Source organism: Nocardia citri, assembly GCF_054065835.1.
Genome location: NZ_JBSUQM010000030.1, coordinates 31,634 through 49,141 on the forward strand (window position 1 = coordinate 31,634; position 17,508 = coordinate 49,141).

The window sequence follows — 17,508 nt, forward strand, 5'->3', positions numbered from 1 at the left end:
CGGGGGCTGCGCATGCGCGACCCCGGATGCCACGCGCACTGCCATGAGACGAATCGGCCGGCCCTAGCTCCGAATCTTAAGCTAGTAGGTCAGCGCGAAGGTGAGCAGCAAGGTGGTCAGGACGTAGCCGCGCCACCAGGAGTAGCCGAACCAGACATTGGGCGTGACCTCGCGGATCTCGTCGTAGACCTGCGGGGTAGGTGACGGAGCGTAGTTCAACGCCCAGGTCGGCCCGCCATCGGTGATCGCGGGTGCGGTGTAGACATCGGCCTGCCAGGCCTCCAGTCCCGCCTGGGTGACCCGGTTCACCAGAAAGCCGCCATCGGGACCGGTGTAGAAGGTCTTGCCGATCCACAAGGCGGGGGCCACCACCTCCATGATGGGCGGCCTGGTCACCCAGCCGTTCGTGACTCCCCTCGGCACCTCGCCGCGCGGCGCATTGTGGAAGATCGCGTCCTGCTGTTCGGCCGCGCAGCGCGACCGCAGCGAATCGATGGTCGCGGTCGGATTATCGGAATAGAGGACGCACCCGCCGCCATAGTCCACCGCCGTATCGATAACCTCGGGATCGGTACCCTCGGGGTCGATGATGCCGGAGTCAGCGGCAGCGAGGCCGGCCCCGAGGAACAGGCTGGGAAATCCCAGTGTCAACACCACGGTGCCGATGAAAAGAACTCGGTTTGCGTGCATTGCTGTCTCCAGAACTCACCACACCCGGTCCCCGACCGTGTATCGATGGTATGACGGTGGCCGCGCCGACATCCGGTCGAAAATCGAACTGTTATCCGGTGGCTCGGGGCCGCGGACACCGCTGTTGCCACGCCCACTAGGCTGGACAACGACACTTTCCGCAGAGAGGACAAGCCGTGCAGCCCGGTGGTCAGTTCGATATGCAGCAGCTACTCGCCCAGGCGCAGCAGATGCAACAGGCGGTGATGCAGGCCCAGGCCGAGATCGCGGCGACCGAAGTGGAGGGCGCGGCCGGTGGCGGCCTGGTCAAGGTCACCATCAAGGCGACCGGTGAGATCGTCACGCTGAGCATCGATCCGAAAATCGTCGACCCCGATGATGTCGAGGGGCTGCAGGATCTGGTGATCGGCGCGGTCAACAACGCCATGTCCAACGCGCAGCAGCTGGCTGCCGAGCGCCTGGGCCCGCTGGCCGGCGGCGGATCGCTGCCGGGTCTGCCCGACTTCTGATCCGGGGACGTCTTTGTACGAGGGCCCGGTCCAGGACCTGATCGACGAGTTGGGCAAATTGCCCGGCGTCGGTCCAAAAAGCGCGCAGCGCATCGCATTTCATCTGCTCCAGGTTGAGCCACCCGAAATCGACCGGCTACAGGCCGCGTTGCAGAAGGTGCGCGACGGCGTGCAGTTCTGCGTCGTCTGCGGCACGGTCTCCGACAACGAAATGTGCCGCATCTGTTCGGATCCGCGCCGCGACCGCACCATGATCTGTGTGGTCGAGGAGCCGAAGGATGTGCAGGCCATCGAGCGCACCCGCGAATTCCGTGGGCGCTATCACGTGCTCGGCGGTGCGCTCGATCCGCTCAGCGGCGTCGGACCGGATCAGCTGCGCATTCGAGAGTTGCTGGCGCGCATCGGCAATCAGGCCGACGGCGTCGATGTCAGCGAGGTGATCATCGCGACCGATCCGAATACCGAGGGTGAGGCGACGGCCACCTACCTGGTGCGGATGCTGCGCGATTTTCCCGGGCTATCGGTGACGCGTCTGGCATCCGGTCTGCCGATGGGCGGCGATCTCGAATTCGCCGACGAGCTCACCCTCGGCCGCGCACTATCGGGTCGCCGCGCACTGTAGCCACTTGCGTCGACCGGCGGCACAGAATCAGTACAGCGTCAGACAGTGATCCGACTCCAGGGCAGGGCCTGCAGCCGGGTGCGGTCCTCGATCGCCCAGTCCCAGATCAGATCCGCGACGGTCTGCGGGTCGGTGACGGTGATGCCGAAGTGCCGCTCCGGCGCGCCATCTCGATATTCGAGGGTGAATGTCCCGGACTTGTCGCGGTAGGTCTGGATGTAGATCTGTTCGTCCCGTTCGACGACCAGATACGGATTCGGCGGGGCGAGCTCGAAAACCCACTGGTCGGCAAGGGATTTCGTCAGATAGGGGAATTCGCCCGCACCACCGTGAGTGACCAGCGCGGGCACACTTCCGGCCGGATCGATCAGCCAGGCCAGCTGCGGATCGTAGACGGCGTAGTTCATCGGGGTCGCGATCTCGAACAGCAACTGCCGGACGAATCCGATCGCGTCGTACGGGCACGGTACGGGTAGTGCCGCACCGGTCGCCGCACCGCCGATCGGCACCGTGCTCAGGAATCCGTCCTGCTCGGGTAGTTCGGCATTGCGCCGGTTCAGCTCCGCCGCCATCGCCGCCACCATTTCCGTCTTCGGCTTCCCCTGTTGGGTGGCCAGATACGCATCGACCTGCGCGATCGTCGTCGCGACACCGGACGGCAACAAGACGTGGTCGTAGCTCACCAGCACAGCGTACGTGGGATCTCGAACTGGACAGACGCGCACCGCGCACTGGTGTGATTGCGCTCTCGACCGACGCCGCCAACAAGAAAAGGCCCGACACGGGCCTTTCCGGCTATCTCAGGCGAGTTCGCGCTGCAGATTCGCGAGCACCTCGGCCTGAATCTTCTTCAACCCCAGTGGCGCGAAGATCCCCTCGAAGATTCCGGCGACCCCGCCCGCACCCTTCCAGGACGTGCGCAGCGTGACCTGCGAACCCGTACCGTCCGGCGTCACCGTCCAGGTGTTGACCAGCGTCGAATTCGAATCACGCTCGGTGACAATGGAATCCGAAACCGATACGACCGCGTGGATGTTGCGGGAACGCTTCTCGGTGGCCTGCAGGGTCCATTCGGCGACGGTGCCCGCCCCTTGGCCGCCCTCGACCACCTTGTAGTCGCGATAGTGCGCGGTGAGGATGCGCGGACGCACCTTCTCGTAATCCGCGATGGCCTCGAGTGCGCGGTGCGGATCCGCCGTGACGGCGATCGAACTGCTGGCGCTGACCTGTCCCACGATAAGCTCCTTGTCCGGCTGCTGACCTTTTCGAGCGATATGCAAACAATCGCTACGACCACTTCCCATCCTGCCCTGTCCCCGCCGGTTCGTGACGGCCAGGTCGGGTCCGGGCGCACAATGTTGATCACCGCGCGCCGACCCGTCCGCACTGTTAGGCTTCCGGATCAGATTGCGCCGGAGGGGATCCATGCAATACATCGTGCGAAGCGGGTGTTCGAGACCCGCCCGGAATACTGCCGGGCTGAAACGGCGAGTCCTGGGTATTCCCGATAGCAACAGAAGCGTGACATTTATCCCTCGTCGGCAACCTTGCGGTGGCTTGTGTTAGCGGTGCGTACTAGCGTCGAGGAGTGGCAGTGAGTCTGTTGGGGAAGGCCGGACACGCATCGGCCGCACACGAATCAGGGTTCGCGGCGCATCGAGCGGGTGTGGAGCGGTTGTTGGCCAGTTACCGCGCGATACCTTCGAACGGCAATGTACGACTGGCGAAGAAGACCTCGAATCTGTTCCGGGCCAGAGCCAAGAGCACCGCCCCGGGCCTGGATGTTTCCGGACTCGCCAAGGTCATCGCGGTGGACGCCGAGGCCAAGACCGCCGATGTCGCCGGCATGACCACCTACGAGGATCTGGTAGCCGCGACATTGCCCTACGGGCTGGCCCCCCTGGTGGTGCCGCAGCTCAAGACGATCACCCTCGGCGGCGCGGTAACCGGCATGGGCATCGAATCCACCTCGTTCCGCAATGGCCTGCCGCACGAGTCGGTGCTGGAGATGGATGTGCTGACCGGGGCGGGCGAGATCATCACCGCGACACCCGATGGCGAGCACGCGGATCTGTTCCGCGGCTTTCCGAACTCCTACGGCACCCTCGGCTACTCGGTTCGCCTGAAGATCGAACTGGAAACCGTCCAGCCCTATGTGGCGCTGCGGCATATTCGATTCCACGACCTGCGCGAGTTGGAGTCCACCCTCGCCCGGATCGTCACCGATAAGGCCTATGACGGCGAACGCGTCGACTACCTCGACGGTGTGGTCTTCACAGCCGACGAAAACTACCTGACGCTGGGTCGTCAGACCGACGAACCCGGCCCCGTCAGCGATTACACCGGCATGAACATCTACTACCGGTCCATCCAGCACGACTGCGACCGGCCCAAGCGCGACCGGCTGACCATCCACGACTATCTGTGGCGCTGGGACACCGACTGGTTCTGGTGTTCGCGAGCCTTCGGCACCCAGAACCCGAAGATCCGCCGGTTCTGGCCGAAGCGCTACCGGCGCAGCAGCTTCTATTGGAAGCTCATCGCACTCGATCACAAGTACGATATCGGCGACAAACTGGAGGCCCGTAAGGGCAATCCGCCGCGCGAGCGTGTGGTGCAGGACATCGAAGTCCCGGTCGAGCGGACCGCGGATTTCCTCGAATGGTTCCTGCGCGAAATTCCGATCGAACCGCTCTGGCTGTGCCCGCTGCGCCTGCGCGAAACCAGCGCGACGCAGGCGGGGCGGCCATGGCCGCTGTATCCGCTGCAGCCGAACCGCACCTACGTCAATGTCGGATTCTGGTCCGCGGTGCCGACCGTCGCAGGTCAGCAGGAGGGCAAGGCCAACCGCGCGATCGAGCAGACCGTCACCGAGTTCGACGGGCACAAATCCCTGTACTCGGATTCGTATTACGGCGAGGATGAATTCGCGGCCCTGTACGGCGGCGAGACCTATAGCGACGTGAAGAAGCGCTACGACCCGGACCAGCGGCTGCTGGATTTGTATTCGAAGGCGGTGCAACGCAAATGACTACATTCAAGGACCGTTCCGATGTCTTCGCGGACCTCGGGACCAAACTCAGCATTGCCGAGATCTTCGAGACGCTGATCGACGGCGAGGTGCCGATTCGGCTGACCGCCTACGACGGCAGCGCGACCGGGCCGCAGGATTCGAAATACACCCTGGAGATCAAGTCCCCGCGCGGCATCAACTACCTGGCCACCGCACCGGGCGATCTCGGTATGGCCCGCGCCTATATCTCCGGCGATATGACCGCCACCGGCGTGCATCCGGGCGACCCGTATGAATTTCTCGAGGCCATGGACGGGATGAAGTTCCGTCGTCCGTCGGCGCTCGCGCTGGTCACCATTGCCCGTTCGCTCGGGTGGGAGCGGCTCAAGCCGATCGCGCCGCCACCGCAGGAGACGCTGCCGCGCTGGCGCCGGATCGCACTGGAGGGCCTGCGGCACTCCAAGACTCGCGATGCCGAGGCCATCCACCATCACTACGACGTCTCCAACACCTTCTACGAATATGTCCTCGGCCCGTCGATGACCTACACCTGCGCGGCCTACGGGGACGAAAACTGGACCCTGGAGCAGGCCCAGGAGAACAAGTACCGCCTGGTCTTCGACAAGCTGCGGCTGAAGGAGGGCGACCGGCTGCTCGATATCGGCTGTGGCTGGGGTGGCATGGTGCGCTACGCGGCCAAGCGCGGCGTCAAGGTCATCGGCGCGACCCTTTCCGCCGAGCAGGCAGAGTGGGCGCAGCAGAAGATCACCGAACAAGGACTGTCCGATCTCGCCGAGGTGCGGCATTCGGATTACCGCGATATTCCGGAGGTCGACTTCGATGCCGTCTCCTCGATCGGGCTGACCGAGCATATCGGCGTGCACAACTACCCGTTCTACTTCGACTACATCAAGGGCAAGCTGCGCGAGGGCGGCCTGTTGCTGAACCACTGCATCACCAGACCGGATAACACCCGGACCACCAAGGCCGGTGATTTCATCGACCGCTACGTCTTCCCGGACGGCGAGTTGATCGGCTCGGGCCGGATCATTTCCGAGATCCAGAATGTCGGCCTCGAGGTGATCCACGAGGAGAACCTTCGCGAACATTACGCGCTCACCTTGCACGAATGGTGTAAGAATCTGGCCGCCAACTGGGATGCCTGCGTCGAAGAGGTCGGGGAGGGCACCGCGAAAGTGTGGGGCCTGTACATGGCCGGTTGCCGACTCGGCTTCCAGCGCAATGTGGTTCAACTGCATCAGGTGCTCGGCGTCAAGCTGGGTCCGAACGGTGAATCGGGTCTACCGCTGCGCCCGTGGTGGCAGCCGTAATCAGCGACCGATCCTGCCCGTCCTAGCCCAGGAGTTCATCCAGGTACAGGGCGGGCAGCATCGTTTCGCCAGGTTGTCCTGGTGTGGCACGCATTTCGGTGCGAAGCACGCGCAGGATGCCGAGTACACCGGGACCCGCATCCAGAAGCGGCATGGTCCAATCATGTTCGGCGCAGGTGGCGGCCGCGGGCAGCAGCAGTCCGGTGGCCTCGCCAACCCAGCCCGAGGCGGCCAGACATTCGGCGAGCAGCAATACGGTATCCAATTCGGCACGGGGACGCCGCTGTTCGACCATGCGGCCGTGCAGCGCACGGGCTCGGCGCACCGCGCGATCATCGGCGCGCAACTGACCTTCGGACAGCAGCGCGCGGATCGCGGCGATCTCCTCCGCCTCGGCGGCCAGCGCCGCCGAGCCCCTCATCCGGTGGGCCTGGTGGATGGTGCCGGAGATATCCGTTTCGTATCCGGCCGCGGCGTCGGCGGCCCGCCGGGCCGCGGTATCGGTCAGCAGACCAAGGCGCAGCCGCTCGGCGCGGATATGCGCGGCGAGTCTGGTGAGCCGGTTATCGGCGGCGATTCGATCACCCTCGTCGAGCCGGGCGGTGGCGGTATACAGATCGCCGAGCGCGGCCTTGACCCTGGCACCGATCACGAAGGTGGAGATGAGGAAGTCCACCGGACCGACCCGGGTGACCAACTGATGACTGTCGTCGAGCAACCGATCGGCGGTATCCAGATCGCCTCGGCGGTAATTCATTTCACCGAGCAGCGCCGCGGCCACCCGCACAGCATGGGAGCGCGGCCCGGACCGCGCCCGCGCGGTGTCCCACGCCTGCTGGAAACAACTGGTAGCGGTGACGACATCGAGCTGTTCGTAGGCGGCGGCCCCCGCTCCGCACAGTCCGAACACCGCGCCGAGCGGATCCTTGGAGCGGGCGTGATACGGCGCGGCCCAGTCCTGGATTTCGCGCGCACCGTCGAAATCGAATTCGCACAAGCGCACGAAGGAGGTCAGATTCGCGGCAGTCGATACCGTCCATGCGGGTAGTTCATCGGGCTTTTCCAGGCATTCGGCCACCCGGTCGAGCACGCCCTCGGTGTGGTCACGCGCGATCTGATCCGAGGCCGCGAGCACCGCGGCCTGGCAGCGCTGCCGGTCCACATCTTCGGCATCGGTGGACGACCCGTGCGCAAGCACACCGGATAATCGGTGCAAGGCCGAGCGCGCCGCACTCGACTCCTGCAGATTGACATTCGCCCTGGCCACTGCCATCAGCAGTTTGGATCGCGAAGCGACCTGCTGCACCGGCAGTTTCGATACCGTGCCGAGCAGCGTCGCGAGGCGGGACCTATCGATGAGGTCCATGCCGCCGGTCTCGAGCAGGTCCAGCGCCATCTTCAGATCCGTCGCCGCGAGCGCGTGATCGACCGACTTGCGCAGCAGTTGATGTTCGGCGTACCAGCGAGAGGCCTTGCGGTGCAACGCCTTCAACTTGGCCGGATCGGACCGCTCCAAGCGCGCCCGCAAATGTTCGGCGAACAGCGGCTGCATCCGGAACCACTCGGGATCATGGGTAATGCGCCGGACGAACAACTCGCGCTGTTCGGCCTGCTCCAACATCGATTCGCCGTCCGGCTCCCCCGACAGCGCCGCAGCCAGCGAACCGCAGACCCGCTCGGTGATCGAGATCGACGTCAGGAAGTCGAGCATCATGGGTTCGAGAGTGTCCAAAACGTTCTCGGCGAGATATTCGCGGATGCCGTTACTGCCCTCGGCGAGACTCTCGATCAAACGATCCGGATCGACATTGCCGCGCAACGACAAACTCACCAATTGGACCGCGGCGGGCCAGCCGTCGGTGACGGTGTGGATCGCCTCGATCTGGTTATCTGTGAGCGCGAAGCCGTGGCGCTGCACCAGGATTTCCTTGGTCTCCGGGGCGGTAAGACGCAGCGCCGAGGAGCCGATCTCGACCAGTTCATCGTGCACCCGCATCCGGCTGGTCGGCAGGCCGGACTGCTCCCGACTGGTCACTACGAAGCGCAGATGATGACATCCATTGTCCAGCAACGCGTCCATCGCCCGCCGCGCGGCGGCATCGCTGACCCGGTGCCAGTCGTCCACGATCACCACAACGGTGGTCGCGCTGGCATGGATCTCATCGATCAGCGTGGAGATCACATAGGCGGCGGCATCGCCGGGCCGCTCCTCGAGTACCTGATCCAGACCCTCGCCGATATCCGGGCGGACCCGGCGGATCGCCTGGATGAGGTGGGCCAGGAACCAGATCTCGTTATCGTCGTCCCGGTCGACGCCGAGCCAGGCCACCGGGACCCCGCCATCGGTCAGCTCGTTGCGCCACTGCGCGGCCACGGTGCTCTTACCGAATCCGGCCGGCGCGTGGATCACCGCGAGCCTGCGGCGACCACCGGCGCGCAGCGTGTCGAGCAGGCGCGGACGCGGCACCGGATCGCGAGCCGGAGTGGGTGGACGGAATTTCGTCGCGGCCGTATGCGGCAGGGTCGGCGCGACGGCACTCGCGTTGCCCGGATGCTGCGAAACGGCGGGCCGCAATGTCAACGGCCAGCTGCGGCGCGCGGTCACCGCCGGTCGCGTCACCATCGCCTCGGTCACCTCCGCATGGTCCGCCTCCTCCGGGGCCACCACCGAGGTATCCAACAGCGCCATCTCATCGGGCATCTGATCGTGGTCGTACTGCACCGTGCGCAGCAGCTCACCGAACTCGAACGCCGATGCGGGCCGCTTCTCCGGGTCGGTGTCCATCGCGTACTGGATGGCGTCGGCGACATCGTCGGGAATGTCGTGGCCGTGCAGATCCGGCACCGGCTGGGTGGTGATCCGCAGGAATTGCGCGACGATCTTCTCCCCCGATTGCCGTTCGAAGGCTGCGTGGCCGGTCAGCAGGGCGAACAGGGTCGAGCCGAGTCCGTACACATCGGAGCCAATGCTCGGCTCGTCGCCCTTGAGCACCTCGGGCGCGGTGAAGGCGGGTGAGCCCGTGATCAAACTGCTGGAAGTGCGGAAACCGCCCGGGATCCTGGCGATTCCGAAATCCGTCAGTTGCGGTTCGCCGTATGCGCTGAGCAGGACATTCGCCGGTTTGACGTCCCGGTGCAGAATCTGGGCCCGATGCGCGCTCTCGATCGCACCCGCCAGCTTGACCCCGGCACGCAAGGAATCCGCCCAGGTAAGCGGCCCCCGTTCCCGAATGACCTGCTCGAGCGAACCCCGGGTGCAGAAGGGCATCACGATGAACGGCTGACCGGTCGGGGTGATATCGACCTGCAGAATGTCGACGATATTCGGATGGCCGGACAGTCGACCCATCGCCTGCTCCTCACGCAGGAATCGCTCCCGGCTCTCGGCATCGATCTCCGAGGACAGCACCTTGACCGCGACCACCCGATTCAGTGCGTACTGGACACAGCGGTACACCACACCGAACCCGCCCCGGCCGACCTCGACGGCATTCGACAGGCCCATCGCCTCCAGCTCGTCGACGATCTCGATGGGCGCATGTCGCTGCGTGTCCGATCCGTCCGGAGTCGATTCGGTGTTCACCTTGCCCGAACGCATCTGTGCATTCACGTGACCACCTCGAATTCACATCGAATCGGCGTCACCGGCGACCCAGAAACACACGCACATCGGACATCGCGAAAAACGATCTCGCGATGCCCGAAATGTCTGCGCATATTCCAACGTAGCGCGGTATCAACCCGAGTGGGTGGCTTTCGAAACAGCGCGGCTCCTGCCGCTTCAGCGCTCGGCGGCCGGGCGGGGCGGCGGGGGTGGACAGGTAGGTGATGCGCTCCATGAGCTTGTTGCGTTGGGTGGCCGATGCGATCGGACGCGAGCGAGGTCTACCGCCGCTATCTCAGCGCGGTCATGCTGCACGGAAAGGCGGGCGCGCGCAGCGGACTGACCACCTGCCCGACCACCCGACTCATCGATCGTCTGGAAGACGCGGGCTATGTGCGGCGCGTTCCGGTACCCCGGCGACCGCCGCAAGGTGATCGTCGAATATTCGGCACGAAGAAAGCCCGCCACCGCGAAATACGATGGCGGGCTGACCTTTTCGAGCGACCTGCAAGCAGCCGCCGTGACCCGTTGCGAGTTACCGCGCGAATTACTTGCGCAGCGAGGCCGGGACCTCGAAACGCTGGCCGTAGGTCTTGGCGAGGTAGTCCGCACGCTCCACGAAGGCCGCCTGACCGCCCGGGTAACCGACGATGAACTGGTGCACACCACCGGTCCAAGCCGGGAAGCCGATACCGAAGATCGAGCCGATGTTGGCGTCGGCGGTGGTGGTGAGCACGCCCTCGTCGAAGCACTTCTGAGTCTCGATCGCCTCGATGAACAGCATGCGGTCGATCAGATCCTGCAGCGGCACACCGAAACCGGAGGTCGTCTTGAAGTGCTCGCGCAGCCCCTGCCACAGGCCCAGGCGCTTACCGTCCTCGTCGTAGTCGTAGAAGCCGGCCTTGCCCAGGCGACCCGGGCGACCCTGCTCGACCAGGTAGTCGATGACATCCTGCGCCGGGTGCCGCTTCACGCCGAGGGGGTTGTCCCCCTTCGCGGCGGCCTCGAGGGCCTCCTGGGCGATCTTCTGCATCAACGTCAGGTTCAGCTCGTCCGACAGCTGCAGCGGCGCGGCCGGGTAGCCCGCCTGCAGACCGGCCTGCTCTATGGTCGCGGGCTCGATGCCCTCGTTGAGCATGGCGATCGCCTCGTTGACGAAGGTACCGATCACGCGCGAGGTGAAGAAGCCACGGCTGTCGTTGACAACGATCGGGGTCTTCTTGATCGCCAGGGTGTAGTCGAACACCCGGGCCAGCGCCTCGTCCGAGGTCTTCTCACCCTTGATGATCTCCACCAGCGGCATCTTGTCGACCGGCGAGAAGAAGTGGATGCCGATGAAGTCCTGCTGCCGCTTGACGCCGGTCGCCAGACCGGTAATCGGCAGGGTGGAGGTGTTCGAGCCGAGCAGCGCGTCCGGGGTGACGATATCCTCGATCTCCTGGAACACCTTGTGCTTGAGCTCGGGGTTCTCGAAGACGGCCTCGATGACGAAGTCGACACCGGCGAAGTCGGCCGCATCCGCGGTCGGCTTGATCCGGTCCAGCAGCGCCTTGGACTTCTCCTCGGAGGTCTTTCCGCGGGACAGGGCCTTGGCCTCGATCTTCTCGGAGTAGTTCTTGCCGCGCTCGGCCGCCTCGATGGTGACGTCCTTGAGCACGACCTCGAAACCCGCCTTGGCCGAGACGTAGGCGATGCCAGCGCCCATCATGCCCGCGCCGAGCACGCCGACCTTGCGGATCTCCTTCTTCGGGACATCGTTGGGTCGCGAACCGCCATTGTTGATCGACTGCAGGTCGAAGAAGAACGCCTGGATCATGTTCTTCGCGACCGGGCCGGTCAGCAGCGAGACGAAGTAGCGCGATTCGATCAGCGACGCATTGTCGATATCGACCTGCGAACCCTCGACCGCGGCCGACATGATGGCACGCGGTGCGGGCATGTTGGCACCCTTGAGCTGCTTGCGCAGATTGGCCGGGAAGGCCGGGAGGTTGGCGGCGAAGGCCGGGCTGGACGGGGTGCCGCCCGGGATCTTGAAGCCCTTCTTATCCCACGGCTGCACGCCACCGTCTGGGTTGGCCTTGATCCACGCCTTGGCGGCGGGCACCAGCTCCTCGACCGAGCCGACGACCTCGTTGATCAGGCCGATCTCTTTGGCCTTGCCCGGGCCGTACTTGTTGCCCTGCAGCAGGAACTGCAGCAGCGCGCCCTGCAGGCCGAACATGCGTACGGTGCGGACGACACCGCCACCGCCGGGCAGCAGGCCCAGGGTCACCTCGGGCATGCCGAGTTGTACGCCCGGCACATCCGCGGCAATCCGGTAATGGGTCGCGAGGGTAATCTCCAGGCCGCCACCGAGCGCGGCGCCATTGATCGCCGAAACAACCGGCTTGCCCAGTGTCTCCAGCCTGCGCAGCGCCGACTTGATGGTGCCGAGTTCCGCCATCAGGGCTTGGGAGTCCTGCGGGCCGACTTGGATCATGTTCTTCAGGTCGCCGCCGGCGAAGAAGGTCTTCTTCGCCGAGGTGAGCACCACGCCGGTGATGTTGTCCTTCTCGGCCTCGAGCCGGTCGACGGTGGCGGTCATCGACGTCTTGTACAGCTCGTTCATCGTATTGGCGCCCTGATTCGGATCATCCATCGTCAAAACGACGATGCCGTCCGAATCCTGCTCCCAACCGATCATGTTGGTTTCGCCAACGGCTGCGCCGTTCGCGACGCGCGCTGTGTCTTCGGTTCGCTCGCTGCGCTCGCTCACTGCTCTGTGTCTCCTTGTTCAATGGCGGCACTCGCTGGCCCTGCGTGGTTTCGCAAGCTGCCTGCTGCGGGCCTGACGCTCGTGCCGCGCGAATTCTCAGCTGTCGGTTGGGTTAAACGCGCTCGATGATCGTGGCGACGCCCATGCCGCCACCGATGCAGAGGGTGAGCAGTGCGTAGCGGCCGTTGCGGCGCTCCAGCTCGTCGACCATGGTGCCGGTGATCATGGCACCGGTGGCGCCGAGCGGGTGGCCCATCGCGATGGCACCACCGTTGACGTTCAGCTTCTCGTCCGGGACCTGCAGATCCTTCTGGAACTTCAGCACCACGGAAGCGAAAGCCTCGTTGATCTCCACCAGGTCGATGTCGTCGAGGGCCAGGCCCGCCTTGGCCAGCACCTTCTTGGCGGCCGGGGTAGGACCGGTCAGCATGATGGTGGCGTCGGCGCCGCTGGTGGCGGTCGCGACGACGCGGGCACGCGGGGTCAAGCCGGAGGCCTTGCCCGCCTCTTCCGAACCGACCAGCACCAGCGCGGCACCGTCGACGATGCCCGAGCTGTTGCCGCCGTGGTGGACGTGGTTGATCTTCTCGACGAAGTGGTACTTCTGCAGTGCGACCGCGTCGAAGCCGCCCATCTCGCCGATCACGGCGAAGGACGGGTTCAGCTTGGCCAGGTCCTCGGCGGTGGTGCCGGGACGCATGTGCTCGTCCTTGTCGAGGACGACGAGGCCGTTCTGGTCCTTGACCGCAACGATCGACTTGGCGAAGTAGCCGCCGGTGGTGGCCTTGGCGGCCAGCTCCTGCGAGCGCACGGCGTAGGCGTCCACGTCATCGCGGGAGAAGCCCTCGATGGTGGCGATCAGGTCGGCGGAGATACCTTGCGGCACGAAGTAGGTGTCGTAGCTGGTGGCCGGGTCCATTGCCCAGGCACCACCGTCGGACCCCATCGGCACGCGGGACATGGACTCCACACCACCGGCGATGACCAGGTCGTCGAAGCCGGAGCGAACCTTCTGCGCGGCCAGGTTGACGGCCTCGAGGCCGGAGGCGCAGAAGCGGTTGAGCTGGAAGCCGCCGACGGTGTCGGGCAGGCCGGCCACCGTCACGGCGGTACGGGCGATATCGGCACCCTGGTCACCCAGCGGCGAGACGACGCCCAGGATCAGGTCGGAGATCCGGTCTTCGTCGAGGTTCGGGAAACGGCCGCGCAACTCCTGGATCAGACCAACAGTCAGATCGATCGGCTTGACCGAGTGCAGCGAACCGTTCTTCTTGCCGCGTCCGCGCGGAGTGCGGATGGCCTCGTAAATGTAGGCCTCTGTGGTCATATCGGAGTGTTTCCTTCCTTGGGGTGCAGCGGGGGCGAACGTATGTCCATCCACGCTCGATGCGGCGTCCGAACGTCATCCGTTCGAGCGCGTTGTGCAGCGACACCACGTTTGCGGCGTGGCCGCGGGGGACCTCGCCGACCGAGCCGGAACCCGATCGTCCTAACGCTGCACAAATGCCGATAAGCAGCGACGACAGCGAGTCCTACCGGCCAGTAGCCCTGGGCATACGATAAAACGTCGTGACACCGCAGTTCGCGGCCACCCGTTCATACTACCGTCGTGTGCGAACTCCGGTTAACTTAACGTCTTGTGAACGAGGGTTGTCAACCATCGAGCCGCGTGGCACCCAGCTCACTTTTCAGCAACTCCAAGGCGACCTCATCCGGGTCACGCCGGTCCCCAGGCGCCACCGGGGTCTGGGATTCGGCCAGCATCTCCTGCTCCTCCTCCGGCGTGGAGGGCGGCGGGACGCCATCTATCGGCACGTAATCCATCGGTCCCGGGTCATCCGGTAGATCCGGGTAATCGGGCGGTGGAATATCGTCGCCGTCGCGGAACGACCGTGCGTCACCGCTCGGTGTGGACCGCTGCCGAGCGCCCGCCGCCGGATCGGCGGCCGCCCTGGCCTGACTCGGCCGTGAGAACCGCGGTGGCGCGGGCGCATCCGAACCGCTTGCGCCGGGGTTGTCGGATTCCCGTCCCGCCGCACTGGCGCTCTGCTGCCCGCCCTGACCACGCCCCCGACTCTTCTTCGGCACGGCGGCCGCAGGCCTGGGCGCGGCCCCACCCGCCTCCCAGCGCACCGGATGATCGCCGCCGAGCACCGCCCGCACCGCCGCCCGCACCGCCTCCACATTCCGCGGATCCGACAGCCGCTGCGCCAGCGGCGCATGCTGGTGCGCGAATACGATGACCTCGCCCTCGATCCGAGCCACCGACGCCCCCGACAACAACGCCTGCACCGTAGGCCCGAACTCCCGAACCTTCGCCCGAATCTCCCCCCAGGCCCCTTCCACCGCCCGCAACAGATCCGCATCACCCTGCCGCGCCCCCGCGTCCGCGCCGCTCTGGTCCGCCGCAGCAACTTGCGCACCACCCGGCTGCGCAGTACCACTCGGCGGCACGGCGGCAGGACCCCCGCCCGCATCACCCGAGCCCGCCCCGGTTGTCGACTCACCCGTGTGCGCAATGGCACCAGCAGCGGCAGCTGAACCACCAGCGGACTCGGCCGCACCCCGACCGAGCACAGCGGCTCGATCCGCAGACTCGACGACCGAAGACGAGGCGGGAGCCGCACCGCGCGCGGCATCGACCGGCGCAGCGCCAGGCTCCGACACAGCAGTAAAACGTGCTTCTCCGTCGAGCGCCGCGGCGACCGGTGCGCCGCTCGTCCCGGCCGCGGCATCAACCCCGGCAAGCTCGGTCGCACCGAGCTGCCCGGTGTTCGCCCCCTGGTCGGCGGACGTACGCGCCGCACCCGTCTGCGTGCTACCACGCTCCGCAGTCGCATCACCCGGCACGACGGCGAATCCAGCCTCCTCCGCATCGAGTTGCCCCGCGCCTCGCCCGGCCGCCGAATGCCGACGCTCGGCCGCGGCCTGCGCCGCCGAACTCTGTGCTGCCGCAGCACTCTGCGCGACCGCTGGATCCTCTCCACCAGCCAAGTCTTGGCTGTCGATGTCGGGCTCGACGGTTGCGCTGTGGCGAGCGGCGCGATCCTGCCCGAGGCCACCGGCCTGCGCGAGGGCACCCGCCTGCCCAGGATTATCACCAGCCCGCCCGGTCGGCGCGGAGGCATCCGAGTGTGTGGAGCCATCAGCCTGCGCGGGCGCACCGGACTGCGCATCCGCCTGCGTCAGGGCACTCGCCGGGCTCACGCCCGCGCGGTTGGCGTCCTTTTCGCGGCGGGCGGCGGCGAGGAGTTCCGCGCCTCGGCGGCGTGGGGGTTCGTTGGAGGCACGAGGCGGGGTCGAATGGGCCGCCGTTGGCTGAGCCGTGGCGGGTGCAGCGTCGGAAGGCTGGGCGGGGGCGGCGGCTGGGGTGATCGCTGCGGTGGCTATGCCGCGTTCGAGGCGCTCCAGGCGTTGCAAAGTCGCCGATTCGGCGTCGGAGACCGATGGGAGAAGCATGCGGGCGCAGACGATTTCGAGCAGGAGGCGGGGCGCGGTGGCGCCGCGCATTTCGCCGAGGCCCTCGTGCAGGAGTTCGGCATGCCGGGCCAAGGTGGCTGGGCCGGTGCGTTCGGCCTGTTCGCGCATCCGTTCCAGGACATCGCCGGGGCCGGAGACCAGGCCACGGTCGGCGGCGTCGGGGACGGCCTGCAACAGGATCAGGTCGCGCAGGCGCTCCAACAGGTCGACGGCGAAGCGGCGTGGATCGTGACCCGCCTCCATGACCCGGTCGATGGTGCCGAAGAGGGCGGCGCCATCGCCGGCGGCGAGCGCGTCGATCGCATCGTCGATCAGCGCGACATCGGTGACACCGAGCAGCGAAACCGCCCGCGAATAGGTGATGCCCTCGGGACCGGCACCCGCGAGCAACTGGTCGAGCACACTCAGGCTGTCGCGCGGCGACCCACCGCCGGCGCGAATCACCAGCGGGTACACCGCCTCCTCGACCGGCACCTGCTCCTGCTCGCAGATCTTGCCGAGCAGTCCGCGCATGGTCGCGGGCGGCAGCAGCCGGAACGGATAGTGGTGCGTGCGGGAGCGGATGGTGGGCAGCACCTTGTCCGGCTCGGTGGTGGCGAAGATGAAGATCAGGTGGGCGGGTGGCTCCTCGACGATCTTGAGCAGCGCATTGAACCCGGCCGTGGTGACCATATGCGCCTCGTCGACGATGAACACCCGATAGCGCGACTCCGCGGGCGCGTAGAAGGCCCGATCACGCAGTTCGCGGGTGTCGTCGACACCGCCGTGACTCGCGGCGTCCAGTTCGATCACATCGAGATTGCCCGGCCCACCCGGACCGAGCGCAACACAGGACGGGCAGACACCGCACGGTGTCGAGGTCGGGCCCTGTACACAGTTCAACGAGCGCGCGAGGATGCGCGCCGAGGAGGTCTTGCCACAGCCCCGGGGACCCGAGAACAGATAGGCATGACTGATCCGACCAGTGTCGAGCGCGGTACTCAGCGGGTCGGTGACGTGCTCCTGACCCACCACTTCAGCGAACGTTGCCGGTCGGTACTTCCGGTACAGAGCCACGGCCAGAGGTTACCGGCGCCCACCGACAATGCGCATTCCCCTCGACCGACAGGCTGGGCGCGGCGTGCTTTCGGGCGTTTTACGACAGAACTGTGATGCATATCACAAGATGCTCAGATCTTTGTTAGCCCCCACTGTTCAGCGCCGAAGGCGGCAAAGTCGGAGCAATCGAAGATCGAGAGCGGACGAATGCGTAACTTTGGCGCCCGTCCAGTGCACTTGGCGCCGATTACTTGAACTCGCGCCCTGGTTCGAGATCTATTCCCGGAGATAACGAATCAATCAACCGGCATGACATCGACGCAATCGCCTGGCTACCGTGGTTATCGGCAACTTCGGTAGCCAAACCTTCATCAGGTTGGTGGCCCCGGCCGGTCCCTCATCCCGACCGGGGCACAACCTGAAATCCACCAGTTCCCCGGCGCTTTTCGCCGAACGCACACCACTT

The 17,508-nt window shown here is 65.8% G+C and carries 11 protein-coding genes; 4 read left to right on the top strand and 7 right to left on the bottom strand.

Annotation, left to right across the window (positions count from 1 at the left end; translation table 11 throughout):
• Positions 1 to 81: 81 nt before the first annotated feature.
• Entirely contained in the window at positions 82 to 690 is a 609-nt protein-coding gene (locus tag ACW2Q0_RS27490) for a hypothetical protein (RefSeq protein WP_457193816.1), read from the bottom strand.
• Positions 691 to 866: 176 nt separating this feature from the next.
• On the opposite strand from ACW2Q0_RS27490, the gene ACW2Q0_RS27495 reads away from it, so the two are divergent.
• The gene (locus ACW2Q0_RS27495; RefSeq protein ID WP_457193817.1) at positions 867 to 1,199 is read left to right on the top strand and encodes a YbaB/EbfC family nucleoid-associated protein; all 333 of its coding nucleotides are present in this window, start codon (positions 867 to 869) and stop codon (positions 1,197 to 1,199) included.
• Positions 1,200 to 1,212: 13 nt separating this feature from the next.
• Positions 1,213 to 1,821: a recombination mediator RecR gene (recR, locus tag ACW2Q0_RS27500; protein ID WP_457193818.1), complete on the top strand. Its 609-nt coding sequence runs from the start codon at positions 1,213 to 1,215 to the stop codon at positions 1,819 to 1,821.
• Between the two features lie 38 nt (positions 1,822 to 1,859).
• On the opposite strand, the gene ACW2Q0_RS27505 is transcribed toward recR, so the two are convergent.
• Together ACW2Q0_RS27505 and ACW2Q0_RS27510 are read right to left on the bottom strand one after the other, a co-directional pair.
• Positions 1,860 to 2,504, bottom strand: coding sequence for a hypothetical protein (locus tag ACW2Q0_RS27505; protein ID WP_457193819.1), 645 nt, complete (start codon positions 2,502 to 2,504; stop codon positions 1,860 to 1,862).
• A gap of 117 nt (positions 2,505 to 2,621) precedes the next feature.
• Complete coding sequence (locus ACW2Q0_RS27510; protein WP_457193820.1) at positions 2,622 to 3,056, bottom strand: SRPBCC family protein; 435 nt, start codon at positions 3,054 to 3,056, stop codon at positions 2,622 to 2,624.
• A 359-nt stretch (positions 3,057 to 3,415) separates the two neighbouring features.
• On the opposite strand from ACW2Q0_RS27510, the gene ACW2Q0_RS27515 reads away from it, so the two are divergent.
• Entirely contained in the window at positions 3,416 to 4,852 is a 1,437-nt protein-coding gene (locus tag ACW2Q0_RS27515) for an FAD-binding oxidoreductase (protein ID WP_457193821.1), read from the top strand.
• Positions 4,849 to 6,165 (top strand): class I SAM-dependent methyltransferase, encoded by a 1,317-nt coding sequence (locus ACW2Q0_RS27520; protein ID WP_457193822.1) that lies wholly within the window; start codon positions 4,849 to 4,851, stop codon positions 6,163 to 6,165. Before ACW2Q0_RS27515 ends, ACW2Q0_RS27520 begins: the two co-directional genes overlap by 4 nt.
• Before the next feature lie 22 nt (positions 6,166 to 6,187).
• Here ACW2Q0_RS27520 and ACW2Q0_RS27525 read toward each other — a convergent pair whose 3' ends face one another.
• The 4 genes from ACW2Q0_RS27525 to ACW2Q0_RS27540 form a co-directional block, all read right to left on the bottom strand.
• A complete protein-coding gene (locus tag ACW2Q0_RS27525; RefSeq protein WP_457193823.1) occupies positions 6,188 to 9,775 on the bottom strand; it encodes a protein kinase domain-containing protein in 3,588 nt (1,195 codons plus the stop codon).
• A gap of 541 nt (positions 9,776 to 10,316) precedes the next feature.
• The gene (locus ACW2Q0_RS27530; protein ID WP_457193839.1) at positions 10,317 to 12,452 is read right to left on the bottom strand and encodes a 3-hydroxyacyl-CoA dehydrogenase NAD-binding domain-containing protein; all 2,136 of its coding nucleotides are present in this window, start codon (positions 12,450 to 12,452) and stop codon (positions 10,317 to 10,319) included.
• Between the two features lie 184 nt (positions 12,453 to 12,636).
• Complete coding sequence (locus tag ACW2Q0_RS27535) at positions 12,637 to 13,851, bottom strand: acetyl-CoA C-acetyltransferase (protein ID WP_457193824.1); 1,215 nt, start codon at positions 13,849 to 13,851, stop codon at positions 12,637 to 12,639.
• Between the two features lie 326 nt (positions 13,852 to 14,177).
• Positions 14,178 to 17,060, bottom strand: coding sequence for a DNA polymerase III subunit gamma and tau (locus ACW2Q0_RS27540; protein ID WP_457193825.1), 2,883 nt, complete (start codon positions 17,058 to 17,060; stop codon positions 14,178 to 14,180).
• Between the last annotated feature and the right edge of the window lie 448 nt (positions 17,061 to 17,508).

What these genes read in the sequence shown, in the direction of transcription:
- ACW2Q0_RS27490 (WP_457193816.1), bottom strand. Translation starts at nt 690, where the DNA reads ATGCACGCAAACCGAGTTCTTTTCATCGGCACCGTGGTGTTGACACTG.
- ACW2Q0_RS27520 (WP_457193822.1), top strand. Translation starts at nt 4,849, where the DNA reads ATGACTACATTCAAGGACCGTTCCGATGTCTTCGCGGACCTCGGGACC.
- ACW2Q0_RS27530 (WP_457193839.1), bottom strand. Translation starts at nt 12,452, where the DNA reads ATGATCGGTTGGGAGCAGGATTCGGACGGCATCGTCGTTTTGACGATG.
- ACW2Q0_RS27535 (WP_457193824.1), bottom strand. Translation starts at nt 13,851, where the DNA reads ATGACCACAGAGGCCTACATTTACGAGGCCATCCGCACTCCGCGCGGA.